At 71.5% G+C, this 21,977-nt stretch carries 22 protein-coding genes; 3 read left to right on the top strand and 19 right to left on the bottom strand.

Annotated elements, in window-relative coordinates; translation table 11 throughout:
• Window positions 1-28: 28 nt before the first annotated feature.
• The 7 genes from ACWGIC_RS27225 to ACWGIC_RS27255 all read right to left on the bottom strand — a co-directional run bounded on the left by ACWGIC_RS27225 (window position 29) and on the right by ACWGIC_RS27255 (window position 6,739).
• Complete coding sequence (locus ACWGIC_RS27225) at window positions 29-1,177, bottom strand: M20 family metallopeptidase (protein WP_452078761.1); 1,149 nt, start codon at window positions 1,175-1,177, stop codon at window positions 29-31.
• Window positions 1,174-2,112 carry a DUF1028 domain-containing protein gene (locus ACWGIC_RS27230; protein WP_452078762.1) on the bottom strand — a complete coding sequence of 313 codons (939 nt, stop codon included), beginning with the start codon at window positions 2,110-2,112 and terminating at the stop codon, window positions 1,174-1,176. Before ACWGIC_RS27230 ends, ACWGIC_RS27225 begins: the two co-directional genes overlap by 4 nt.
• The gene (locus ACWGIC_RS27235) at window positions 2,109-2,924 is read right to left on the bottom strand and encodes an alpha/beta fold hydrolase (RefSeq protein WP_452078763.1); all 816 of its coding nucleotides are present in this window, start codon (window positions 2,922-2,924) and stop codon (window positions 2,109-2,111) included. The genes ACWGIC_RS27230 and ACWGIC_RS27235 overlap by 4 nt, the downstream gene beginning before the upstream one ends.
• 2 nt (window positions 2,925-2,926) lie before the next feature.
• Window positions 2,927-3,364: a nuclear transport factor 2 family protein gene (locus ACWGIC_RS27240; RefSeq protein WP_452078764.1), complete on the bottom strand. Its 438-nt coding sequence runs from the start codon at window positions 3,362-3,364 to the stop codon at window positions 2,927-2,929.
• 12 nt (window positions 3,365-3,376) lie between these two features.
• On the bottom strand, window positions 3,377-4,384 hold the full coding sequence (locus tag ACWGIC_RS27245) for an LLM class flavin-dependent oxidoreductase (RefSeq protein ID WP_452078765.1): 1,008 nt from the start codon (window positions 4,382-4,384) through the stop codon (window positions 3,377-3,379).
• A gap of 391 nt (window positions 4,385-4,775) precedes the next feature.
• Window positions 4,776-5,237 (bottom strand): DUF6098 family protein, encoded by a 462-nt coding sequence (locus ACWGIC_RS27250; protein ID WP_452078766.1) that lies wholly within the window; start codon window positions 5,235-5,237, stop codon window positions 4,776-4,778.
• A 35-nt stretch (window positions 5,238-5,272) separates the two neighbouring features.
• Window positions 5,273-6,739: an aminotransferase class I/II-fold pyridoxal phosphate-dependent enzyme gene (locus tag ACWGIC_RS27255; protein WP_452078767.1), complete on the bottom strand. Its 1,467-nt coding sequence runs from the start codon at window positions 6,737-6,739 to the stop codon at window positions 5,273-5,275.
• A gap of 113 nt (window positions 6,740-6,852) precedes the next feature.
• Here ACWGIC_RS27255 and ACWGIC_RS27260 point away from each other — a divergent pair, with 113 nt between their 5' ends.
• Together ACWGIC_RS27260 and ACWGIC_RS27265 are read left to right on the top strand one after the other, a co-directional pair.
• Entirely contained in the window at window positions 6,853-7,026 is a 174-nt protein-coding gene (locus ACWGIC_RS27260) for a hypothetical protein (protein WP_452078768.1), read from the top strand.
• A gap of 311 nt (window positions 7,027-7,337) precedes the next feature.
• Window positions 7,338-8,204 (top strand): serine hydrolase, encoded by an 867-nt coding sequence (locus ACWGIC_RS27265; RefSeq protein WP_452078769.1) that lies wholly within the window; start codon window positions 7,338-7,340, stop codon window positions 8,202-8,204.
• A gap of 14 nt (window positions 8,205-8,218) precedes the next feature.
• On the opposite strand, the gene ACWGIC_RS27270 is transcribed toward ACWGIC_RS27265, so the two are convergent.
• From ACWGIC_RS27270 to ACWGIC_RS27300, 7 genes are all read right to left on the bottom strand, one after another.
• Window positions 8,219-9,433 carry a condensation domain-containing protein gene (locus ACWGIC_RS27270; protein WP_452078770.1) on the bottom strand — a complete coding sequence of 405 codons (1,215 nt, stop codon included), beginning with the start codon at window positions 9,431-9,433 and terminating at the stop codon, window positions 8,219-8,221.
• Window positions 9,430-10,467 (bottom strand): hypothetical protein, encoded by a 1,038-nt coding sequence (locus ACWGIC_RS27275; protein WP_452078771.1) that lies wholly within the window; start codon window positions 10,465-10,467, stop codon window positions 9,430-9,432. The genes ACWGIC_RS27270 and ACWGIC_RS27275 overlap by 4 nt, the downstream gene beginning before the upstream one ends.
• Window positions 10,464-11,378, bottom strand: a complete 915-nt coding sequence (locus tag ACWGIC_RS27280) for a phosphotransferase family protein (RefSeq protein ID WP_452078772.1) — start codon at window positions 11,376-11,378, stop codon at window positions 10,464-10,466. The genes ACWGIC_RS27275 and ACWGIC_RS27280 overlap by 4 nt, the downstream gene beginning before the upstream one ends.
• Window positions 11,375-12,625 carry a hypothetical protein gene (locus tag ACWGIC_RS27285; protein WP_452078773.1) on the bottom strand — a complete coding sequence of 417 codons (1,251 nt, stop codon included), beginning with the start codon at window positions 12,623-12,625 and terminating at the stop codon, window positions 11,375-11,377. The genes ACWGIC_RS27280 and ACWGIC_RS27285 overlap by 4 nt, the downstream gene beginning before the upstream one ends.
• Entirely contained in the window at window positions 12,622-12,873 is a 252-nt protein-coding gene (locus tag ACWGIC_RS27290) for an acyl carrier protein (protein WP_452078774.1), read from the bottom strand. Before ACWGIC_RS27290 ends, ACWGIC_RS27285 begins: the two co-directional genes overlap by 4 nt.
• 5 nt (window positions 12,874-12,878) lie before the next feature.
• The gene (locus ACWGIC_RS27295) at window positions 12,879-14,054 is read right to left on the bottom strand and encodes a radical SAM protein (protein ID WP_452078775.1); all 1,176 of its coding nucleotides are present in this window, start codon (window positions 14,052-14,054) and stop codon (window positions 12,879-12,881) included.
• 173 nt (window positions 14,055-14,227) lie between these two features.
• Window positions 14,228-14,707, bottom strand: coding sequence for a hemerythrin domain-containing protein (locus ACWGIC_RS27300; protein ID WP_452078776.1), 480 nt, complete (start codon window positions 14,705-14,707; stop codon window positions 14,228-14,230).
• Between the two features lie 151 nt (window positions 14,708-14,858).
• Here ACWGIC_RS27300 and ACWGIC_RS27305 point away from each other — a divergent pair, with 151 nt between their 5' ends.
• Window positions 14,859-15,953, top strand: coding sequence for a carboxylate-amine ligase (locus ACWGIC_RS27305; RefSeq protein WP_452078777.1), 1,095 nt, complete (start codon window positions 14,859-14,861; stop codon window positions 15,951-15,953).
• Between the two features lie 11 nt (window positions 15,954-15,964).
• Here the strand turns inward: ACWGIC_RS27305 and ACWGIC_RS27310 are convergent, their stop codons facing one another.
• The 5 genes from ACWGIC_RS27310 to ACWGIC_RS27330 form a co-directional block, all read right to left on the bottom strand.
• Window positions 15,965-16,780 carry a DUF1206 domain-containing protein gene (locus tag ACWGIC_RS27310; protein WP_452078778.1) on the bottom strand — a complete coding sequence of 272 codons (816 nt, stop codon included), beginning with the start codon at window positions 16,778-16,780 and terminating at the stop codon, window positions 15,965-15,967.
• Between the two features lie 122 nt (window positions 16,781-16,902).
• On the bottom strand, window positions 16,903-17,958 hold the full coding sequence (locus ACWGIC_RS27315) for a serine hydrolase domain-containing protein (protein ID WP_452078779.1): 1,056 nt from the start codon (window positions 17,956-17,958) through the stop codon (window positions 16,903-16,905).
• A gap of 14 nt (window positions 17,959-17,972) precedes the next feature.
• Entirely contained in the window at window positions 17,973-19,172 is a 1,200-nt protein-coding gene (locus ACWGIC_RS27320) for a vWA domain-containing protein (protein ID WP_452078780.1), read from the bottom strand.
• On the bottom strand, window positions 19,172-20,380 hold the full coding sequence (locus tag ACWGIC_RS27325) for an AAA family ATPase (RefSeq protein ID WP_452078781.1): 1,209 nt from the start codon (window positions 20,378-20,380) through the stop codon (window positions 19,172-19,174). The genes ACWGIC_RS27320 and ACWGIC_RS27325 overlap by 1 nt, the downstream gene beginning before the upstream one ends.
• Before the next feature lie 61 nt (window positions 20,381-20,441).
• Complete coding sequence (locus tag ACWGIC_RS27330; protein WP_452078782.1) at window positions 20,442-21,749, bottom strand: hypothetical protein; 1,308 nt, start codon at window positions 21,747-21,749, stop codon at window positions 20,442-20,444.
• Window positions 21,750-21,977: the final 228 nt, after the last annotated feature.

Below are 21,977 nucleotides of genomic sequence, written 5' to 3' on the forward strand. Positions count from 1 at the left end.
CCCAGACCTTAACCGGCGTCGCCGCTGCTCATGAGGGTGTGACACCCCGGAAACCGGCGTAGAGCCGGGCGAACGCGCGGGCGGCGGCGACCAGTTCGGCGACCGGGACGTGCTCGTCGGCGGTGTGCGCGACGGTCATCGAGCCGGGTCCGTACACGACGGCCGGGATGCCGAGCCGGTTGCGGAGGAACCGTGCGTCCGTGCCGAGTTTCAGCCCCCGGACCGGTGCGTCGTCCGCCGCCCTGCGCACCTCGGCGACGAAGGGGTGTCCGGGGTCCATTTCGGATCCCTCGGCGAACGCGACGACCTCGGCGTCGTAGTCGAACTCGCCCGCGGCGTCGATCAGCCCGGTCAGCGCGGCCAGCGCCGCGTCCCGGGTCTGGCCGGGCAGCACGCGCCGATCGACCCGCAGCCTGCACTCGGCCGCCACGATGTTGGCGGCGGTGCCGCCGGAGATCGTCCCGACGTTGCCGGTGGGCGTGCCGAGCAGCGGATGCTCGCCGTCGCCGAAGTCGGCGAGGTGGAGCGCGGAGACGATCCGCGCCGCGTCCGCGATCGCGGAGTGCCCGGCCGCCGGGTCGCTGCCGTGCGCCGCCCGGCCCCGCACCGCGATCTCCGCCATCAGCGAGCCGCGCTCGGCCACCCCGACCCGCAGTTCGCTCGGTTCGGGGACGACGGCGGCGTCGGCGTGCACCAGCCCGGCGGCGACCAGCGCCTCGGTCCCGGCCCGGCCGCCGGTCTCCTCGTCGGCCACGAAGTGGAAGACGAGGTCCGCGGGCGGCACGATTCCGGCGTCGCGGCAGGCGCGCATCCCTTCGACCGCAGCGGCGATCCCGCCTTTCATGTCGCAGGCGCCGCGGCCGTACAGCAATCCGTCCCGCACCAGCCCGCCGAACGGCGGCACCGACCAGTCCTCTTCGGCCACCGGGACGACGTCCACGTGCCCGTTGACCAGCAACGTGGGGCCGTCGCCAGTGCCGAGGCGAGCCAGGATCGACGGGCGGCCAGGTTCGGGTTCGAAGATCTCGACCTCCGCGCCCAGCTCGCGCAAGGCCGCGGACAACGGCTCGACCACCGGCCGCTCGCCGCCGGGCGGATTCTGCGTGTCGCACCGGATCAGGCTCGCGGCCAGCTCGGTCACCCGGTCGGCCCGTACCGCGGCTGCGGCGGCGTTCATGCTGGCTCCTCAAGGTATTTCGTGATCGCGGCGAGCGCTTCGCGGTCGAGGAAGCCGAGCGGGGCCAGCCTTTCCGCGAACCCCAGCAACGCGGGCCGGAACGCCACGACCTCCGCGAACAGGTCGGCGGCCTCCCGGTTCCGTCCGGCGCGGGCGAGCAGCACCGCGCGCCAGAAATCTGCCTCGCGGTTGTCCGGTCCGATGACCTCGGCCGCCGACGCGAGGGCGTTCAACCGTTCGTCCAGTTCGGCCGGGGCGATCCCCTCGAACGGCCCGAGCGTCAAGCCGCGCGCGAACATCACCTCGCCGACGGCGCCGAACGCCCGCGAACGAGGCAGAAGCCGCGACAGCTCGGCGATCGGGTCCGGGTGGTCGTCGACGCGCAGATCGACGATCACCTCGTTCCACGGCTCCGGACTGCGGCGACCGGACACCACCAGCAACGCGGCCGACTGGGAACCGCGCACGTCTCCCCCGGTGCCGTCCGCGGCGCGGAGCCCGGCGAGGATGCGGTCGGCGAGATCCCCTTCCGCGGTCTCGAAAGCGGAGAGCGCGGCCTGGCAAACCCCGGGAGCGGCCAGCATGTTCCCTTGCACGCTCACTTGGTGCCCGCGCGCGGAACCGGCGTGCGGCGCGCACGAACCGCCGGTGTGCCCGCCCACCGAGCCCCGGGCGTCGACGACCCCCAGCTGGCGGTATCCGGCTTCCGGGTCCTCGTTCACCAGGATGTCCACAGTGGACGGCGCAGGGACGCCCGCCCGCAACAGTTCCAGGCCGCGAGGCCCGTAGCCGACATTGACGAACGCCTGCGTGGCCACCGCGCCGACGCCCGCCTCGGCCCAGGGCAGGAGCGTGCCGACGCCGAAGAAATGGGTCTGGGCACCGACGCCGAGCCATCCGGTGGCCGGATCGCGCGCGACGATCGAGTAAGTCACGGCCTTCCTTCCCCTGCCTTCGCGACGTTTTCCCGGAGGAGGTCCGCCACCCGGTCCGGCTCCTCCAGCATCGGCAGGTGACCGGTCCCGGCCAGCTCCTTCGCGACGCCGCCAGTGCCCTCGGCCAGTTCGCGCGACATCGCGGGCGGGCACGTCGGATCCTCGGTTCCGGCCACTGCCAGCACCGGAATCCCCGACATGGCAACACTTCCGGCCAAATGCCGGATGTCCGCGCCGAACGCCCCGTACAGGATCTCGGCGACCACCGCCGTCGGCCGGGTGCCGACCGCTTCCGCCATCACCTCCCGGAGCCGGGCCGAGCCGCGGTGCGCCCGGCCCACGATCTCGGGCACCTGACCGGCGAAATACCCGGCGGTCCCGCTGGCTTCGAGTTCGCGCACCATCGCGGCGATGGCCTCGGCCGGGACGCCGGTGCCCAGCGTCGAACCGAACGTGCTGACGCTGAGCACCCGCCGGGGGTGCAGCGCGGCCAGCGCGACGCTGATCGTGCCGCCGAGAGAACCTCCGCCGAGGTGCACCTCGTCCAGCCCGAGAGCGTCGAGGACCGCCAGGACGTCCGGAACGTAGCCCTCCTCGACGGTGAACGGCCCGGCCTGCCCGGAGTGCCCGTGCCCGCGCAGGTCCATCGCCACGACCGGCCGGTCGAGCCGCGCCGCGACGTCGGCCCAGACCACCGCGGCGGAGTTGATGGGATGGATCAGCACGAGCGGGGCGCCGGACCGGTCGTCCGCGGTGCGCAGCACCGACAGCCGTCCGGTCGGCCCCGCGACGCTGACGCGGTCCAGGTCCATCCTCATTCCGTCCCGTGCTTGGGCATCTGCGGGTCCTGGACGCTCACGTGCATGTGCCAGATCCGCCAGTCCCGGCCGCCTTTGCCGTCGTCGCGGCGGAAGAACTCGGTGGTGCGGAACGGAGTCCGCGCCGCGTCCTGCTGTCCCGGGGCCAGCACGTCCGCCACGCCTTCGGCGGTGAGCAGCGCGACGTCGCCGAAGATCTGGACGTCCGGGCCGACGGTGTCCTTGATCGCGGTGATGCTCAACCCGATCTTCGCGGCGTTGACCCACAGCCGGTGCTTGTCCAGGACCCCGTGGTAGGTGTGGCCGTTGAGGTTGAACTGGTGGTATCCGTCGCCCTCCGGGAAATATCGCAGCATCCGGTCGGCGACGAGGCCCACGTTCGCCTCGTACCAGCCTTGGTGCGCTTCGAGGATCCGTTCGAGGTCGGTGCTCATGGCTCTTTCCTTTCAGTGAGTGAATTCGCCGGTCAGCTCGCCTACCGCGGCGAGGGTTTCTTCCGCGCCGTCGGCGACGACGGTCGCGATGGCGACGTTGTCCGCGCCGGCGTCGAGGTATTCCTTGAGGCGGGCCCGCGCGGCGTCCTGGCCGCCCGCGACGGCGAAGAGGTCGATCCAGTCGTCCGGCATCTCCGCGGCGACCGTCTCGGGGCCGCCGCGGGACAGCATGTCCGCGAGTTGCTCGTTGGCTCCGACCGCGCCGAACAACGGGCCGGGCCCGGTCGCGGCGAGGTAGAAGGCGAGGACCCCCTTGAGCGCCTCGCGGGCGGCAGCCGCCCGGCCGGCATCCCGCGTGACGTTGGCGGCGGCGAGAACGGTGATCGTGATGCGTTCGCCGCGCCCCGCCGCGCGTGCGGCGTCGTCCAGTTTGCGCCGCGCGCTCCGGACGTATTCGACTGGTGCGAGAGCACTGACGAGCAGACCGTCGGCCAGTTGCCCGGTCAGCTCGAGCCCCTTGTCGCCGAGCACCCCGGCGAACAGCGGCACCCGCTCCGGGACCGGGTGGGTGATCGCGACCTCGCGGAAAGCGGCGAACCTCCCCTCGCGGTCGACCGTCGCTCCGCCCAGCAGTTCCCGGACGGCGGTGAGGGTTTCGCGCAAGGCGCTCATCGGCGACCGCTGGGTCAGGCCCATCTGCGCGGTCCAGGCGGGGACGCCGTGCCCGATCCCGGGCATCAGCCTGCCCGGGTGAGCGCGAGCCAGCGTGCTGATCTCCATCGCCAGCAACGCCGGATGCCGGACCACCGACGACACGACGCCGATGCCGACCGGAATCCGCGACGTGGCCCCGAGCGCGAGCGCCGCGCCCGCGATGCCGCCGAGGAAGAAGTAGTCCTCCGGCAGCCACACCTCCCCGAACCCGGCGGCTTCCGCGGCCGCGGCCTGGCTGCCGATCTGTTCGGGGGGCGTGGTGCTGCCGAGCAGCACTCCCAGCCTGCTGCGGGAGGGGTGGGTCATCGGCGGGCTCCTGTCGTGCGGGCTGGATCACAACGTTGGGCCCGACGTTAGGAACCGGGGCGGTGCCCGCGCTTCGGGCGCGGGGACGAAACGGGGAGCGCGCGGCAGTGCACGGTGCACGACTTGGCGGCGTCAAGCTCCGGGGGGTGGGAAGTGCTGCTCGTGTCGGCTGGGGATCGTGGCGGGGCCGGGAGTGTGGACGGAGCGGGAAAATTGGGCGCGGTGTGAAGCCGAATTGCCCGCCGATGGTTTCAGTATTCGCCCGGCTCGCGTGCCCGACGACGTCAGCCGCGAGAGCCGAACCACCCGCTCGCCCGCGGCTCAGCGGCGGTGAAATCCCGTGGAGCGCCGAGAATCCCGCGAGCTGGCCGTCCCGACCGGCGCGGACGGTTCACGACTGCCGGTCCATCGAGCCCCAGCCGGCCGGGGCCTCTTCGTCGATCAGCCTCCGGGCTTCGATCATCACCGCGTCCTCGACCCAAGCCAGCGGTTCGGCGTCGACGACCAGCGGCTCGTTGTCCGGTCCCCGGGCGATCTCCCGGCCCCGCAGCAGCCACGGGCGCACCCCGGGGCCGCCGCGTTCGCGCAGGTGCTGGTAGTCGTGCAGGCGCCTGGCCAGCCACAGCCGCAGCGACCGTCCGCGCCACCACGGCTGCTGGGCCAGCGAGTTCGCCGACAGCCCGGGCAGCGGCATCCCGGTGAGCCCGTCGCGGCTTTCCTCGCCGGAGCACAGGTCGGCGTCCGGGCCGCGGGACCATCGCACGTACAGGTCGTCCTCGCCGGCCAGGCGGAATTGCGAGACCAGTTCGTCGAGGTCGTGCACGACGGGCAGCCGGTTGTCCCATTCCGTCATGGGCCCGGGATTACCCGTCCGCGCCGCGGGCAATCTCAGCCGGCCACTACCCGTACGGTGCGCAGCGCCGAGTCCGCCGGGTCGGGCAGGAACATGCCCGCGGCGACGCCGCTCCGCAGGTAGTCGAGCACCGGGCGGGTCAGCACCTCGCCGGGCAGCACTGCGGGGACGCCGGGCGGGTACGGGCTGATCGTCTCGGCCGCGATCCGGCCCGCCGCCTTCTCGACCGGGATCTGTTCGGCCGGGGCGAAGAACGCGTCGCGCGGCAGCAGCGCCTGCTCTGGTTCCAGGTCCTCAGGGGCGGGCAGGTCCACGGGTTTGGCGCGGGGAAGCTCGTCGGCTCGCTCGGACAGCGCTCGCAGCGCTTCGACCAGCCGGGCGGCGGTGTCCTCGTCGTCGCCGACGGTCAGCTGGGCGGCGATGCGGCGGTGGTCGGAGAGGCCGACGTCGACTCGCTGCTGGTCGCGCAGCCAGTGGTTCGCGTCGTAGCCGGTGCATCCGAGGCCGGAGACGTCGAGCAGCAGCTTGAGCGGGTCCCGGTCGTCCGCCCGGCCGGGGCCGACGAGTTCGGCGTCGCCCAGCACGGTGATCCCGGGGATCGCGGCCACCCGCTCCCGGGTGTCCGCGGCCAGCCGGAGCACCTCGTCGAGCAGGTCTTCGCCGTGCTCGATCATGTGCCGGCGCCAGCCGTCGAGCCCGGCGTAGACGAGCGACGACGGGCTGGTCGTGTCCAGCAGATCGGCGCGCATGGCGAGCACGTCGGGGTCGACCAGGTCGCCGCGCAGGTGGTAGACCGAGCCCTGTTCCAAGCCCGCGCCCATCTTGTGCACGCTCGTCACGCACAGGTCGGCGTCCGCGTCCATCGCCCAGGCTGGCAAGTCCGGGTGGAACGGGAAGTGCGCGCCCCAGGCCTCGTCGACGATCAGCGGCACCCCGCGCGCGTGACAGATCCGGGCGACGCTCCGGATGTCCGCGCAGGAACCGTAGTCGGTCGGCGTGATCAGCAGCATTCCTTTCGCTGCCGGGTGTTCCGCGAAGGCAGCCTCGGCTTCCTCCGGCCCCGGCGGGTGGGCGAAATGCAGGGCGCGGTCCCAGCGCGGCGGCACCCACACCGGCCGGACGCCGCTGAGGATGAGCCCGGACACCACGGATTTGTGCGCGTTGCGGGAAACGAGCAGCTCTTCGCCGGGACCGGCGACCGACAGCATCGCCGATTTGACCGACAGCGAACTGCCGCAGGTCGAGAAGAACGCCCGGTCCGCGTGCACCGCGTCCGCCATCAGGTCCTCGGCCTCGGTCAGCACGCCGCGGGTGAGCGCCCGGTCGTCCAGTCCGTTCATCAGGATGATGTCCGAGGCGAACACGTCGCGGCCGACGATCTCCGCCAGCCTCGGGTCCACGCCGCGGCCCTGCTTGTGCCCAGGCGGCAGGAAAGAGACGTGTCCGGACGCGCGGAACCGCCGGATCGCTTCGAGCACTGGTGCGCGGGAATGATCGGCCACGCGCCTCGCTTACCCAGCGCCGCCCAGCTCAAACATTCCGCTGCACGAGCGCGTTTCGCGGGGTTCGGAAGGGGTAGTCCGAAGTGGTCTTCCAGGACGGAGACGGAGGAATCATGACTCAGGCGACAGACGAACCGCCGCCGGCGGGCAGCTCCCCCGCGACGCCTCGCCGCACGTGGATCGGCGACCACGACCCGGCGGACCAGAACTGGCAGGAGACCGGCGACGAAGTCCGGCTGGCCGCCCAGCGGGCCGGACGCAGATGGCAGCAACCCGAAACCGACTGAACGAACCCCGGGCGGACGACGGCGGAAGACGGCGGAAGACGGGCCGAAGGCACCGGGCCGACCGGGCAAACCGGTTGCCCGGACGTCCCGGCGCGGACCGGCTTTCCCCGTCGTCGCGCTGTGCGGCGGCCCGATCGCCGCAGCTCAGCAGGGGTGCGTCGGCCAGATGGCCGATGCGCGGGCGGGGTTGCCCGCCGACTGGCCCGGATGCGCCGGCTTTTCGGACGATCCTGTGCCCGGCCCGGCCTCACTACCTTCGCATCGCTCCCGCTTCCCGCAGAAGCGGACCGCTGCCGAAGGAGTTCGCGTCGATGAAGATGCTCGCAGGCGTTGTCGCACTGGCCGTCGCGGGAGGTCTGGCCGCCGCGATCGTTGTGGCCGTCAGTTCCGGCGGCACCGACTGGCACGCCGAGTGCACAACGACTCCGGCGGGGCCGGGCAAGCACCCGGACGCGGTGTCCGAAGCCAGGAAAGCCTTGCTGAGCAACGGAAACGATCCCCGCCTTGAGATCGAGGCGGTCGACCTCGACACGTGTGCCGTGGAGGTCGGCTGGAAGGCCGATCAGCCGCAGCCGACCGCGTCCGTGGTGAAGCTGCTCATCGCGCTCGACCTGCTCGACCGTTCCGGAGTCCCCTCCGACAGCGACGCCGACGCCGTCCACGCCATGCTCGCCGCCAGCGACGACCGCGTCGCCAGCCGCCTCTGGCAGCAGCTCGGCGGACCGGCGATCGTCCGGCGGCAAGCCGGGAAGCTGCGGCTCGCGCACACCTCGCCGCCCGAGGACCCCGGCCAGTGGGGTTCCACGAAGATGTCGGCCGAGGACGTGGTCGCGGTCTACCGGCACATCACGTCGGACCGGCCGGGCGACGAACGCGACTTCCTCACCGAGGCGCTGGAAAACGCCCCGCTCACCGCGGCTGACGGATTCGACCAGCACTTCGGGATCCCGCGCGCCTTCCCCGGCGCGAAATGGGCGGTGAAACAAGGGTGGGGCACCTCCGACGGGCGCCGGGTGCTCAACACGACCGGCTTGGTGCGGATCGAGTCCCGGACCTTCGCTGTGGCTGTCATGAGTACGTGGGACGACGGCATTGACGTCGCCGCCGCGGCCAAGGCGCTTACTGCGGCGACTGGGGCGTTGACTAAATCGCTTGTGGCGACCAGCAAGCTGACGTGAGCGGGGTTGGGGCTTCAACTTAAGTCCATTGTGGACCCGGCCGTTGAGCCGACCTGCTCCGCCACCACCGGCCAAAGCGCTCGCACACGCTCACGAGTCCAGCCCCGGCCGTCGGAAGACACGTGCGCGGTCAACGTGCCCTCGGCAGTCGAGCGCGACCGGATCGCCAGCGTGCGCGGCGCGCGAGTGTCCTTGGGCCCGGCAGCCGCGACGACCTCGCCGGTGACCGGGCCGAACGTGTACGGCGAGGGCCAGTCGTCGGGAACGTATTCGTAGAACGGCACCGCGTCCGGAACAGCAAACAGCGCGCGGACTTCCGGCGTCGGGAACCGGCAGTGGCGGCGGCAGTCCCGCAGGACGTCCCGCACCTCCACGGCGTATCCCGGACTCAGCCGCGGCGGCGGAGCCGGGAGCGGAACGTACGCGGTGAGCAGGCACGGACCCAGCATCCGACGCCACTCCGGCCGGTCCCGCGACCCGAACACGGTGGTGAACACCAGCGGCCCCGGCCCGGTGCACGGCCGCATCGCGCAGGCCAGTGCGGCGAACAGCGTAGTGGCGGGGGTGGTCCGGTGAGTCCGGGCGAACTGGCGGACCGCGGCCAGTCCGGCGGCGGACAGCAGGGTCTCGCGCTCGGCGTACGGCGCGGAGGTCTCGTCCTTCCGTACCGAGACGAAATCCTGAGCCATCGCGGCTTCCCACCACGCCCGGTCCGCGGCTCCCGACGCCTGTCGCTGCCGGTACTCGGCAGCCGCGTAGTCCCCGTATTGCGCGACCGGCGCGGGAGGCGTGGAGCCGCCCAACTCCGCTGAGTACAGCGCGGCGAGTTCCCGGCAGGTGGCCCAGACCGTGCTGGGATCAGCGACCAGATGGTGCAAGTGCACGGCGAGGAAATCCGGGTCGCCACGTACCAATCGGACCACCAGCGGCCCGGATTCCGGCGGCACCGGCGCGTGCAGCCAGTCCGCCGGAGCGCCGTCGCTGTGGCACACCTCGAAAACCGGCTGGCCGGGCGGAGACACTACCTGGGCGTCGTCAGCAACCCGGGTGCGCAGGATTTCGTGCCGGGCAACCAGTTTCGTCAAGGCGGCGGACAGCACGTCCGGGTCGAGGGGTTCGCTCAGCCGGAGGACGGCGTTCATGGTGAACCACTCTCCGGTGAAGTCCGCGTCGTGCCGGCGGAGATCCAGCATCACGCGCTGGAACACCGAAAGCGGGCGCGTGTTCACGCGGCCAGCTCCGCCGAGTAGTCGGCGATCCCCGGCAGCGCCCGCAGCAGGTTCTGGTGCATCCCGGCCAGGAGTTCGCCGGAGAAGCCGCTGTCCCGCCACGTTTCGTACGGGAGCCCGAAGCCCAGCCGCTGCCAGACCTCGGCGTTGCGCTTTTCGGCCGCTCCCAACGGTTCCAGCAGCAGCAACGGGGTCGCCGCCCACAGCGAGTCCAGGCACGTGCCGCCGCCGGGTTTGCTGACCATCGCCCGTGCCGCGCGGACCAGTTCGAACGAGTCCGGGTGGGCCGCGCCGCGCGTGTACGTCCCGCCGGCCGGGCGGAACGGCGGGAAACCGTTGTCGTGCCAGGGATGCCAATCCGGGTCTGTCATGAAGTAGCGCACGCCGGGCCGATTGTCCACATCGGACTCTTGGTAGGCCAGCACATCGAGGGCGAAGCCGCGGTCGGCCAGCTCGGCGACGTGCTCGCGATAGGTGCCCATCCCCCAGCCGCCGCCGTGCAGGTACAGCCGGGGCTCGCGCTCCGCCCACGGCAGCGGCGGCCGCGCGCTCACCGGCACGCTGCACGGGACTGTCATCGACGCCCCGTCCACCAGGAAGACGTCCTCGTGCGGCACCTGCCAGCCGGACGCCTTCCGGAACGACGGCGACGCGATCGCGTCGATGTGGCAGAGCACGACCCGAACCTCGCGGCCGCGGGCGAGGTAGCGCTCGACGATCGGCAGCCAGAAACCGGAGAAGAGCACGAAAGTGCCGGCCTGTTCGGCGTCCCAGCGGGCGAACAGCTCCGCCTCGGCGGCCGGATCGGTGACCGCCGCCGGGTCGGTCGCGAGGCGATGCCCGGCCTTGGCGAGGCGGAAATCGCGGTGGAAGGCCCATTTCGTCTCGGCGGTGGCGGCGAGCTTCCGCGGCGGCAGCAGACGTTCGAGGACGCTCACGTCCGCGGCCGCGCCGCGTTCGCGCAGGCGCTGGGCGAGCAGGAGACCCGGCACGTGCACGCCGAGCGCCACGCCGGAAGTGAGCACTTCGATCACGACGACCTCCCGAGAAACGTCAAGGCCCGGCGCAGATGCGCGGCCGCCAGCCGGGTCGCCGCGGAATCGCCGCTCCCGCGCGGCACCGTCTCGACCAGCATGATCAGGTACAGATAGCAGCGGTACAGCGCGAGCCGCACGCGGGCCGCGTCGTCGAAAACCAGGTCGCCGCCTGCTTCGCGATAGCCGCGCACGAAGCCGGGGTCGCGTTCGATGTCGCCGAACAGTGCCGTCGACACCAGGTCCGCGAGCGGGTCTCCCCAGAACGCGCGTTCGCCGTCGACGAAGCCGGTGATCCCGGCATCGCCGAGCAGGATGTTGCCGGGCCACAGATCGAAGTGGACCAGCACTGGCGTCCGCACGTCCGACAGGACGCCAGTGCTGTGCTCGAGAGTGGCGCGGAGGTGGCCGAGCGGCACCGGCAGGGCGGCGGCGAACCGTTCGGCGTCGGCCAGAACCGCGTCCAGCATCGCGGTGAACGCGGTGCGCCAGCTGGGCGAGAGCCTGCCGGGGTAGCCGAAACCGGTGCCGGTGATCCGGTGCAGGCGGGCCACTAGGCCGCCGAGTTCAGTCCGCAGCGCGGCGCGCTCGGCGGGAGAAACCCGCCGAGAGGCCCAGTTGTCGCCGGGAAGTTCGGTCATGACCAGGACATCGCCGTCGACCAGGCGTCCGGAAAAATCGGTGTGCACCACGCGTGGAACCGGCACGGTTGAAGCGGCCGTTTCGCAGAACAGCGCTTCGGTGCGCAGCAAGCCGCGCTCGTAGGTCAGCGCGGGCGCGCCGGGCGGCGGGGACACCTTGACGACCAGCCCGGGCGGCCGGATCCGGTAGGCGGTGTTGAAGGTCGCATCGGCCAGCGGCGTCCATTCCGCCTCCCGCACCCCGGCCGCGGCGAGCACTTCGGCGATCATCGGGTCTCTCCCCGCGCGGTCATCCCGGCCGCGGACACCGCGTCGAGCAGACCGGCTCGCAGGGCCTCGCTCTCGCCGGGGCGGGACATCAGCGCGCAGTAAATCCGGCCGCCGGGTGCGGCGAGCCCGCTGCCGCCGACCAAGGTGACTCCGGGGACAGCTCGGCCGCGATAGCCGAGCCCGAGCCGGTGCAGCGCGGCGAGGAGGTCGCGGATCCCCTTGCCCGGCGGGACTTTCAGGTCGAACCGCCGCAGATGGCAGCGCAGGCCGTGCGGGCGGACCCGGCGGTCCAGCAGCAGCGACAACAGCCCCAGCGATCGGCGCGCGTTGATCTCCAGTACCGGCACGAGAGTTCCGTCCGTGAGCACCATCGCGTCCACGCCAGCCGGTCCCCAGTAGCCCGCCGCGGCCAGGGCTTCGGCCACCGCGGCGAGGGTTTCGCCGTATCCGGCCGCGGACAGCTCGGCGAGCAGCCCGTCCGGAGCGGGCTCCGATCCGGCGTGCCGGAACCCGGTGTTGTGCATCACTTGCACGCCAAGCGCTTCCCAGCGCCCGCCAGGGTCGACGCGCAGGTGCGCCGAGAAGTCCGTGCGCCGGTCGAACCGAGGCTGGACCAGAAGTTCGACGCGTGCGTTCTGGGCCTCCAGCGTGCGGGTGATCGCGCGCAGCACCCCGGGCGTGGCCACTTCCAGCGTCGCGCGGCCGGACACGCCGTACGGGTCTTTCACCACGCTGGGCCGGGTGCCGACCGCCTCGGCGAGTTCGGCCGCGGACCGGACGACGACGCCCGCGCCGGGCAGTCCAAGCGATCGAGCCAAGGCGTACGACCAGGTCTTGGAATTGACCTCTGCCACCGTTTTCGCGGCCGGGAGGCGATCGGCGCGGCCGAGCTGTCCGGCCAGCGCGACGGTGTCCGGCAGGACGGCGTAGGGCGCCATCCCGGGTCGTCCGGCGAGTGCGGCCAGCGTGCCCGGGTCGGCCGCGGCGCTCCGCTCGACCGGGGTCCGCGGCGGTGCCGGGACGACGTGATGGTCGAACTCGATGCCGCAGTCGGCCAGCGACGCGCGGATCTCCTGCGCCGGAGCGCGGCGGGTGAGCAGCAGGTCGCCCGGCGAGCATCCCGCGGCGAGCAGTTCGTCCATGTCGTCGGGAGCGGTGCCGCCGGGCGCGGCGGGCAGAGCAGCCAGGTCCGCGGGCCGCCACCAGCGCTCGGCGTCGAAGGTGCCGAAATGCGCCGTGGCCGTCATGGCGTCGCGAGCGTCCGCACGAACCCGGTGAACCGGCCGAACACGCGCAGGTCGTCGAGTTCGAGGTTTTCGTAGTCCAGCTGCACGCCGAGTTCGTCCTCGACGCCGAGCAGGAAGGAGATCATCTGCAGGGAGTCCAGCCCGTAGTCGTCGACGAGATCGGCGTCCGGGCCGATCTCCCCGGCCGCGGTTCCGTTGTCCAGCACGGCGACCAGCACGTCGGCGACTCTGCGTTCGAGGTCCGGCACGGCACTCACACTCCGTTGAGGTAGAGGAGGACGCACCGCGAGCAGACGGGCATCATCCCGTTCGCGCCGAGAACGCGGCGGATCTTCCGGAAGGATTCGTTGTGCCACAACCGCACCGGGTCGGTTTCGTACAGGTTGCCCACCACGAACTCGGGGAAGAACTTGCACGAGCTGACGTTGCCGTCGGCGTGCACCTCCATCCGGTTCGACACCGCGAGGCATTTGCTGCGGTGCTGGGCCGGTTTCGGCGTGCCGAGCACGAAGTCCTCGACCTCGTCCGGTTCGAGCTGCGGCTGGTAGCGGATCCGCACGCGCCACCGCTTCGAAGCCAGCCGCGCCATCGATTCGCGCAGCCGCGGCAGGCATTCCGGGGGCAGCCGGTAGGTGTAGGAATGCCAGGTCGGCCGCGCGGTGCCCGTCTGCGGCCGGAGCCAGGCGAACGATTCCTCGTAGACCCGGTCCATGGCTTCGGCCACCTCGGGACTGATGTACCAAGGGAACTGGAAGTAGACCGTGTTGACGCCGAGGTCTTCGGCCCATTCCATGAATTCGTACATCGTGTCCACGGTCCGGTGCGAGACCATGCAATTCACCGAAACCTCGCCCGCGAAGGAGCCTTCGCGTTTGAGACCGAGCATCAGCTCGATGTTCTTCGTGGTCCGGGCGAAGGTGCCGCGTCCGCGAAGTTCCTCGTGGTCGGCACCGAGGCCGTCGAGGCTCACCAGGAGGTTGAGCTGTTCGCCGAGTGCCAGCAGATGATCGAGATTTCGCTTGAACAGCAACCCGTTCGTGCAGACGGTGACGCTGCGCGGCGAACGGCTCAGCAGTTCGGCGATGTCGCCGAACCGGCTGTGCATCAACGGTTCGCCGCCCCAGACGAACACCTTCGAGCGCACGGATTCCGTGGCGTCCAGCAATTTCGCGACGATATCCACATCGAGTTCGGTCCGTTGCTTGGCGGGCTCGAAGTCGCGGAAGAAACCCTGTTCGCTCCACTGGTAGCAGTGGCTGCAGCGCAGATTGCAGCGATAAGTCAGCTGCAGGCACAATTCTCGCGGCAGCGGCGTGGCGTACGCGGGGTCTTCGGCGACGGCCCGGCGCGCCGACGACCGGAGCGACACGGTGTGCTTGAGATCAGCGAATTCCTTGGCAGTCAACGTTCTCGTGGTCAGCGGACGCATCGGTCGTCCCCCTCGGGTGCGGCTCGTTCCGAGGTTAGGAACGCGAAGGGGACGGCGGCACCCCTAGCCCGGGCGGCAGGGGAACACCGCGGAACCGGGACAATCGGCGCCAGCCGGGCGCGTCCTGCCGCCCGAAGCCGTACCGGTGCCGCCCAGCCGCCCGGGTGAGCCGATCAGGCGTGCGCGCTCTGAAGCTTCAGCGGGTCCTTCGGTGCGTCCGGCCGCGCGTCGAGCATCCGCTTCCCGAGTTCCTGGAGCCGTTTGCGGCCCATCGCCGAACGGACCTCCGGGAACCAGTCGTCCTCTTCTTCCTCGACGTGGTGGCGGACGTTTTCGGTCAGCACAGTGACCTTGGCGTCGAAGGTTTCGTCCTGCGGGTCCATGCCGAGCAGTTCCGACAGCATCCACACCACGACGTGGTGCTCCTCGACGCTCTCCAGGACGTGGTCCTTGGTCTCCGGCACAGCCGCTTTGGCTGCCGGGTAGAAGATCTCTTCCTCGAGGTAGGCGTGGACGGTCAGCTCCTCGATGATCGAGCCGACGATGCGGCGCTTCTGCCGGTAGGCCTTGTCGCCTGCTTTTTCGAACTCCTTGAAGAGTTTCTCCACGTTCTTGTGGTCGTTCTTGAGCAGCACGATCGCGTCGGTCGACATCGAGGTCCTCACAGTGCGGTCCGGGCGCGGGCGAAGCGGGATCGCCCGCGGTCTCTTGACCGGCGGAATACCCGCGCCGGGCGCGCGGAAACGCTGTTTGCGCGCGGACCGGCGGGGGTATTCCGATGCCCCCGACCCCAGGAGAACCTCGGTGAACGACCAGACCGGCGACGTGCTGACCTTCGGCATCGAAGAGGAGTTCTTCGTCGTCGACCGGGACGGGCGCCTCTCCCAGGCGGACGACGTGGTCGAGGACGCCTCGGAAACGGGCGGCGGCGAGGGGGATCTGCAGCACGAACTCATCCGGTCGCAAGTCGAGATCGCCACCGACGTCTGCCGCACCCGGGACGAGGCGCTGCACCGGCTGCGCGAATTGCGCGAGGACCTGGCCGCGGCCGCGCGACGGCAAGAATGGCGGCTGCTGCCCGCGGGCTCGCCGCCGGTGCCGGAGGCGGATCTGCCCGCCGTCACCCGGAGTCCGCGCTACCAGCGGATCGCCGCGCATTTCGGGGCGACCGCGCGGACCTCGCTGACCTGCGGCTGTCACGTGCACGTCGCCGTCCCGGACCGGGAAACCGGCATCCAGGTGCTCGGGCGGGTCCGGCCGTGGCTGCCCGTGCTGCTGACCGTGACCGCGAATTCGGCCATCTCCGACGGCTACGACACCGGATACCGGAGCTGGCGTTATCAGCAATGGAGCCGCTGGCCCTCGGCCGGCCCGCCGCCGCGGTTCGCGTCGCTCGACGAGTACGAAAGCGTCGTCGACTCGTGGCTGCGTTCGGGCGCGATCCTCGACCGCGGAATGGTCTACTGGGACGTCCGGCTCTCGGAGAAACAGCCCACCATCGAGTTCCGCATCGCCGACGTCGCCGCGACCCCGGAGGAAGCGGTCCTGCTCGGCGTGCTGTCCCGCGGTTTGGTCGCTGCCGCGCTGGCTGACGACGCTCCCCCGCCGCACCTTCCGAACGAAGTGCTGCGGGCTCAACTCTGGCGCGCGTCGCGGGACGGGGTCACCGGCTGCTGCCCGCACCCGCGCAGCGGCGACTTGCAGCCGGCGAAGACGGTGCTCGCCGATCTGGTCGAGCTGACTGCGTCCGCGCTGGAATCCGCCGGAGACCTGGAATTCGCCCGCGAGGCAACGGCTCGGCTGTGCGCCGAGGGCAGCGGCGCGGACCGGCAACGACGGCGCTTCGCCGAACGAGGACGCGCCGAAGACGTCGTCGACCTCCTCGCGGGCACCGACTGAACCGGGCGCCGTCAGCGTCGGTGCGCCCAAGCCGCGGCCAGGCAATAAACGCCGAACGCCGCGAGACCGAGCGCCACCACGGTCAGCAACACCGTGCCGAAGGGCTGGACGGCGAGGGTCTTGAGGCTGGCGTCCAGGCCTCCTGCCCGCTTCGCGTCGGCGCGGAACCCGGCGTAGCCCAGCAACACCGCGGTCACCGCGAACACGACCGCTTTGGCCAGATACCCGGTGGTTCCGAGCCAGCCGACCCAGCGGCGCGTCTTGCCGGGCAAGCCCCGGGAATCGAGGTCTTCGAGGAAAGTCTGTTTCCCGCCTTTGATCCCGGCGGCGACGGCGACGCCGAGCAGCACCGCGGCCGCAACGACCACCAGCGCCGGACCGGCAGGCAGCTGGAGCAGCTTCGCGGTGAATTCCTGCTGGGTCTGGTCGCTCGAACCGCCCCCGCCGTTGCCCGCGGCGAGCCGGAAAGCACTGCCTCCGAGCGCGAGCACGACAATCCCCCGTGCCGCGGCGCCGAACCGTTTGCGAGTCCGCTTCCCGCCGCTGGTCCAGGTGTATCCGGTCGCGGCCATCAGGAACTGCCACAGCCCGAACGCGACCAAACCGGTCGCGAGCACCCACAGCAGCACCTGGCCGGCCGCGGTCGAACCGACCTCCTGCAGGGCGCCTTTCTGGTCGGTCTGCTCGCCGCCGCCGAACGCGACCCGCACGGCCAGATAGGCGAGGACGAGGTGCACGAGCGCGTAACAGGCCATCCCGGCCCGGCCGAGCAACTGGGCGGTGTCGGTCTTTTCGCCTCGCGCGAACGCGGCGGAGATCCGGTTCATGCGGCCGGGGTACCCGCTGCGGGCCTGGTTTCACTCGGCCGGGTGGCGCAATTCTCCCGCCCGGGCTCCCGGGCGGCGAGTCCGAAGAGGACAGCCCGGGTGCGGAAATCCGATCCGCGCCCTCAGGCGTTCCCGATCCGCCGGTCGATTTCGCGGACCACGGCCAGAGTGCCGTATTCCGCGTTGGACAGCACCGCCACGTCGAGGTCCTCAGCGGGATAGTGGCGCGCGATGCCGCCGGCACCGGCGTTGCCGCCGTCCTTGGAGTAATTCCGGACCGAACCGTCGGGCCGCATCGTGAACTCCAGTCCGAAACCGAACCACACGTCGCCGTCCTCGGCGCGGTGGTGCAGCACCTGCGGGGTGAGGAGCTGCTCGGTGCGCTCGGCGGACAGAAGCTCGCCGCCGCGTACGGCGCGCAGGAACCGCACCAGGTCGGCCGCGGTGGCGTGCGCTCCGCCGTCGGGCGAGCCGATCGGCGGATAGCTGAAGATGTTCTGCTTCCACCCGACGACCCGTCCCTCGGCGTCGGAGACCGGATCCCAGCCCTCAGCGACGTCCGGAACCGCTTCGCGGCGGTCGTAAAAGTCCGACCCGGTCATGCCCGCCCGCGCGAAAACAGCGCTGCGGATGTGGTCGCGGTAGGCGGTTCCGGTGATCTCCTCGATCGCGAGGCCGACGAGGACATACCCGGCGTTGCAGTACCGGCAGCCCTCCCCTGGCGGGAAATTCGGTGGTTTGCCCGCGAAATTCGGCACCAGGTCCCGTGTTCGCGTCACCGAGTAGACCGGTTTGTCGACCCACAGCGCCTCGTAGCTCTCGCCGGCTTCCTCGTCCGCGTCGTCGGCGATCCCGGAAGTGTGCGTGAGCAGCTGCCGCACGCTCACCCGCGGCGAGATCGCCGTGCCGGCCAGGGCGACGATCCCGGTGATCGGCGCGTCCAGCTCCAGCCGCCCTTCGTCCACCAGCTGCAAGGCGGCCACCGCGGTGAAGAGCTTCGTGATGGACGCCGTGTCGAACCGCAGGGCGAGCCGGTTAGGCACGGCCCATCGGCGGCTCGCCTGGCCGTACGCGCCGGAGAACACCGCCTGTTCGCCGCGGCAGATCAGCACCACGCCGGAAAACTCGTCGGTGGCGGCCCGGGCGGTCAGCCAGGCGTCCAAACCGGGGAAAGGCATGTTCCGAAGGTAGCTCACCCCACCGTGACCACCCGCGCCCAAGCAGGCGGAGGTTCCGGCCGATAGCCCGGATAGTCGTCGTCGAACGAAGGCTTCCGGGCGAACAGGCCGACGATCGTCCGGCAAGGCGGTCTCGACGAGGGCCAAGGGGTGTAGCCGTCAGTCAGCGCCACGATGACGTCCGGCTGAGGACTGCCGCGCCGGGCCGCCCTGAAGGCTTCGCGCAGGTCCGTACCGCCGCCGCCCAGCAACGGAATTCCCTCGCCTCTGCACAACTGCGTGACGTACGCGGCGGCGTCGCACGACAGCACCGACACGAGATCGCGTCGCCCGCCGACCGCGCGGACGATCGCGGCGATTTCGAGGATCGCGCTGCCCAGTTCGGCGTCGCTCACCGAACCGGAGGTGTCGACGATGACGCAGACCTGCGGCGGCCGGCGGCGCAGGCTCGGCAGGACGACGCCAGGCAGGCTGGCCGATCTGCGCGCGGGGCGGCCGTAACTGTAGTCCTCGCCCGCGCCGGACATCGCGGACCGGAGCGCCGAGCCGAGCAGTTCCCGCCACGGTTGCGGCGGGTGGAACGCCTCCTCGGCCCAGCGCTTCCAGCCCGCCGGAACGTCGCCCTGGCTGCCGTTGATGCCTTGCGCGACCCGGAATCGGACGGCGTCCCGTGCCTCCGCGCTGAGTCCGTGCGCGCCGTCCAGGCCCAGATCCCAGTCGCGCTCCAGGCCGTCCGCGCCGCTGCCGCAGTCGAGCCAGGCGAATTCCGCCGTGTACGGGCCCAGCCGGAACTGGGCCAGGTATTCCTCCATCAGCTGCCCCTCGCGCAGGCTGAGCAGGGCCGGGGCGACGGCGCCCTCGGGCCGGGCGAGGCCGTCGCCGAAGACGTCGTCGTTGATTTCGCAGTCCGCGGCGATGTTCATCCGCAAGCGCTCCGCCGGCCCGGCCAGCTCGTGTTTCGCGGCGAACCGGTCGCTGCGGCCGTGATGGTCGCGCAGCAGGTGGGAGACCTCGTGCACCCAGACTCCGGCCAGTTCCTCCAGCGGGGTGCGGTCCACGAACCCGGGCGACACGTAGCAGCGCCAGTGGCGGTCCACGGCCATCGTCGGCACTCGCCGCGACTCCACCACGTGCAGGGCGAACAACGCCGTCGCCAGATACGGCCGCTGCCGGACGGCGTGCAGGCGCGCGGCGTAAAGCTTCTCTTCGTCCATCAGCGCTCACCCGCGCGGTCTGCTCGCCGGGACAAGGCCACCGCTCCGGAAATCCGTTCGATCGCCGCCGGTACCTGCCAGTCGTCCTGGCGCAGCGAGGCGAGCGTCGCCGCGGGCACGACGACCAGGTCCGGCGCGCCGGTTTCCAGCGCCAGCACCAGCAGCTGCCACGCCGCGTCCCAGCGGGGCTCTTCCGGCCGTTTCCGCACTGCTTCCACCACGCCGTCGAGCACGGTCTGGCGCAGGTCGCCGCGTTCGGGCAAGACCGCCGCGACCGGGTCCGCGAGCAGCGTTTCGGGGTCCGGCAGATCCATCCGGTCCAGGCTGGCCAGCAACTCCAGGCCGGGGCCGTCGCCGACCGCGCCGCGCACCAGCATGGACAGCACGTCCCGGGAAACGTCCGCCGCCGTCGCGAAAGCGATCAGCCGCAGCGTCATTTCCCAGCTGCGCGGCGAAGGCCACGGCCCGCCGCGCCGGGCTTCGCTCTTCGGCAGCTGGTGCACGAGTCCGGGCCGGGCGGTCAGCAGCCCGCAGACCGCGCGGCGGGCGAACGTCACGGCGTCGGGCAGCCGCTCCGGGTCCAGCTTCGGCAACGCCGCTTTCGGCCACGTGCCGCCGAGCCCGCGCACCACGACGTCGTGGTCGTGGGTCCATTGCAGGTGCACGAACCGGTTGGCCAGCGGCGGGCTCAGTTCCCAGCCGTCGGCCGCGGAGGAACGCGGGTTGGCGGCGGCCACGATCCGGACGCCGGGCGGAAGCCGCAGCGCGCCGACCCGCCGCTCCAGCACGACGCGCAGCAGCGCGGCCTGGACAGCGGGCGGCGCGGTGGAAAGCTCGTCCAGGAACAAAAGCCCGCGGCCCGCCCGGACCAGGCGCACGGCCCAGTCCGGCGGCGCCATCGGCACACCCTGCCGCGCGGGGTCGTCGCCGACCACCGGCAGCCCGGAGAAGTCGGACGGTTCGTGCACGCTGGCGATCACCGTGGTCAGCGGCAGTTCGAGCGCCTCGGCGAGCTGGTTCAGCGCGGCGGTTTTGCCGATGCCTGGCTCGCCCCACAGCAGCACCGGCAGATCGGCGGCGACAGCCAGGGTCAGCGCTTCCAGCTGGCTGTCGGCGCGGGGTTCGGTGGTGGTGTCGCCCAGGAGGGACAGCAGATCGGCGGCGACGTCCAGGGGTCGCGGGTTGGCGGGTTTCGCGGGAATTTCCATGACAGCAGACAGAATGATCACCTTGGAGTCGGTTCGGGGGCCGGATTCCGGCCGAAAAAGGTCAGACCGCGTGGCGAGGGTGGCCGCGGGGACGGGTGTCCAAAGTGGACCGAGGCGGCCCGAACCCGGTCAGCCCGGCCCGGTAAAGACCGTGCACAACCTGTCGGCGTACCGCAGTTTCCAATTCGTCGCGCAGTGCGCCGCCGCGCAGGAGCACGTCCGTTCCGAGCAGGCCTTCGACCGTGGCGAGGGCTCCGGCGGCGTCGCCGTGGTCCAGCCGGGCGCGGACGTCCACGAGATTTTCCGGCGACCGGTGCGCCTCGTCGATCGCCCGCAGGCACGGCAGCGCGGGGCCGCCCAAGGCGCTCAGCAGCTCCTCGCGGCGAATCTCGCCGGGGTCGTGGTCCAGCGGGACGAGCACGCCGTTCACCACACCGATCCGATGCGTCGCGCCGCGACAGTCGACGAGCCGCGAATTCCTTTCCTCGTCCGGAATCCGTGTCCCGCCGGGTCGATGGCCGGGCCGAAGTGCCGACGCGACAAGCGGATGCAGCTGGTCGGTGCCGATCAGCCCGGCGTGGAGCAGTTCCAGGTCGGGCAGGACCCACGTCGCGGCGTCGGGCAGGACCGGCACCGCACGGGTCCGGTCTTGCGCCGCCTCGCCCAGGTTCAGCAGCAGCCGGTGCCGGGAGCTGAGCCGCACGGCGACGGTGCCGCCCGATCTTCCCTCCGCGCGCAGCAGCAACGCGGCCTCGGCCGTCCACCGGTCGACCGCGCACGGACCGGCCTCGGCCGGGAGCGGGATCGGGCTGGCGCTGTCCGGGGGCCAGCGTCCCGAACGTTCCCGCAGTTCACCTGCCCGGCGCGCGTCCCACAGGTGCCGGTGCAGATCAAGGCGATAACGCCGGTCGGGACGGGGATGCGGGTGAAGCCCGGCGCCTCGCTGGGACGGCGACCACAGCGCGAGGCTGATCCGCTGACCGGCATTCGCCCACGCGGGCGGCGTGCGCGCGACGAGGTGGACCCCGCCGCCGCGATCGGCCGCCGGGCTGTACCGGGCCAGGGACACCGTGAGCCCTGGCCGCAGCAGGCCGTCCGGCGCGATCCTCGGGAAATGCCAGCGAAGCAGGTCAGGGGCCAGATTCCGCAGATCGGCGCGGATCTGTGCGGCGAGCCAGGCGCCATGGGCGCGGCGAACGGCCCGCAGGTTCAGATCCACGTCGACGCGCGCGGCGGCACAGGCCGCGGCCCAGTCGCCCGCCGCCCGGCGGGCGGTCGCTGACTCGATCATCGACGGCGGCACGGCGAACTCTCGCACGCGCGCCCAGAAAAGGAGGCGAAGATTCTCGTTCGCGGGCAAAGGGAGCATCAGCACTCACCTTTGGCGAACGGAACCCCCGATCTGTTCGAGTAGTTGCTCATCACGATCAGCGTAGCAGGATCGGTGCGGGTTCCGCCTGCATCCGCCGCATGGGGATTTTCCCGGCCGCCGTTGCACGGTTCCGGCGCAGTGGTGCGGAGCGCTGGCTGGGCCGCGCGGGGTGGCGTCTGCTCGTGCGGAGGTCCGTGAAGGGCCCCTTGAGGGAATCAGATTCCC

This window comes from Amycolatopsis sp. NPDC054798 (assembly GCF_053611505.1).

Excerpts from the sequence above, each read along its gene's own strand:
- ACWGIC_RS27225 (WP_452078761.1), bottom strand. The coding sequence starts at position 1,177 with ATGAACGCCGCCGCAGCCGCGGTACGGGCCGACCGGGTGACCGAGCTG.
- ACWGIC_RS27235 (WP_452078763.1), bottom strand. The coding sequence starts at position 2,924 with ATGGACCTGGACCGCGTCAGCGTCGCGGGGCCGACCGGACGGCTGTCG.
- ACWGIC_RS27240 (WP_452078764.1), bottom strand. The coding sequence starts at position 3,364 with ATGAGCACCGACCTCGAACGGATCCTCGAAGCGCACCAAGGCTGGTAC.
- ACWGIC_RS27245 (WP_452078765.1), bottom strand. The coding sequence starts at position 4,384 with ATGACCCACCCCTCCCGCAGCAGGCTGGGAGTGCTGCTCGGCAGCACC.
- ACWGIC_RS27250 (WP_452078766.1), bottom strand. The coding sequence starts at position 5,237 with ATGACGGAATGGGACAACCGGCTGCCCGTCGTGCACGACCTCGACGAA.
- ACWGIC_RS27260 (WP_452078768.1), top strand. The coding sequence starts at position 6,853 with ATGACTCAGGCGACAGACGAACCGCCGCCGGCGGGCAGCTCCCCCGCG.
- ACWGIC_RS27265 (WP_452078769.1), top strand. The coding sequence starts at position 7,338 with ATGAAGATGCTCGCAGGCGTTGTCGCACTGGCCGTCGCGGGAGGTCTG.
- ACWGIC_RS27280 (WP_452078772.1), bottom strand. The coding sequence starts at position 11,378 with ATGATCGCCGAAGTGCTCGCCGCGGCCGGGGTGCGGGAGGCGGAATGG.
- ACWGIC_RS27285 (WP_452078773.1), bottom strand. The coding sequence starts at position 12,625 with ATGACGGCCACGGCGCATTTCGGCACCTTCGACGCCGAGCGCTGGTGG.
- ACWGIC_RS27295 (WP_452078775.1), bottom strand. The coding sequence starts at position 14,054 with ATGCGTCCGCTGACCACGAGAACGTTGACTGCCAAGGAATTCGCTGAT.
- ACWGIC_RS27300 (WP_452078776.1), bottom strand. The coding sequence starts at position 14,707 with ATGTCGACCGACGCGATCGTGCTGCTCAAGAACGACCACAAGAACGTG.
- ACWGIC_RS27310 (WP_452078778.1), bottom strand. The coding sequence starts at position 16,780 with ATGAACCGGATCTCCGCCGCGTTCGCGCGAGGCGAAAAGACCGACACC.
- ACWGIC_RS27315 (WP_452078779.1), bottom strand. The coding sequence starts at position 17,958 with ATGCCTTTCCCCGGTTTGGACGCCTGGCTGACCGCCCGGGCCGCCACC.
- ACWGIC_RS27320 (WP_452078780.1), bottom strand. The coding sequence starts at position 19,172 with ATGGACGAAGAGAAGCTTTACGCCGCGCGCCTGCACGCCGTCCGGCAG.
- ACWGIC_RS27325 (WP_452078781.1), bottom strand. The coding sequence starts at position 20,380 with ATGGAAATTCCCGCGAAACCCGCCAACCCGCGACCCCTGGACGTCGCC.
- ACWGIC_RS27330 (WP_452078782.1), bottom strand. The coding sequence starts at position 21,749 with ATGCTCCCTTTGCCCGCGAACGAGAATCTTCGCCTCCTTTTCTGGGCG.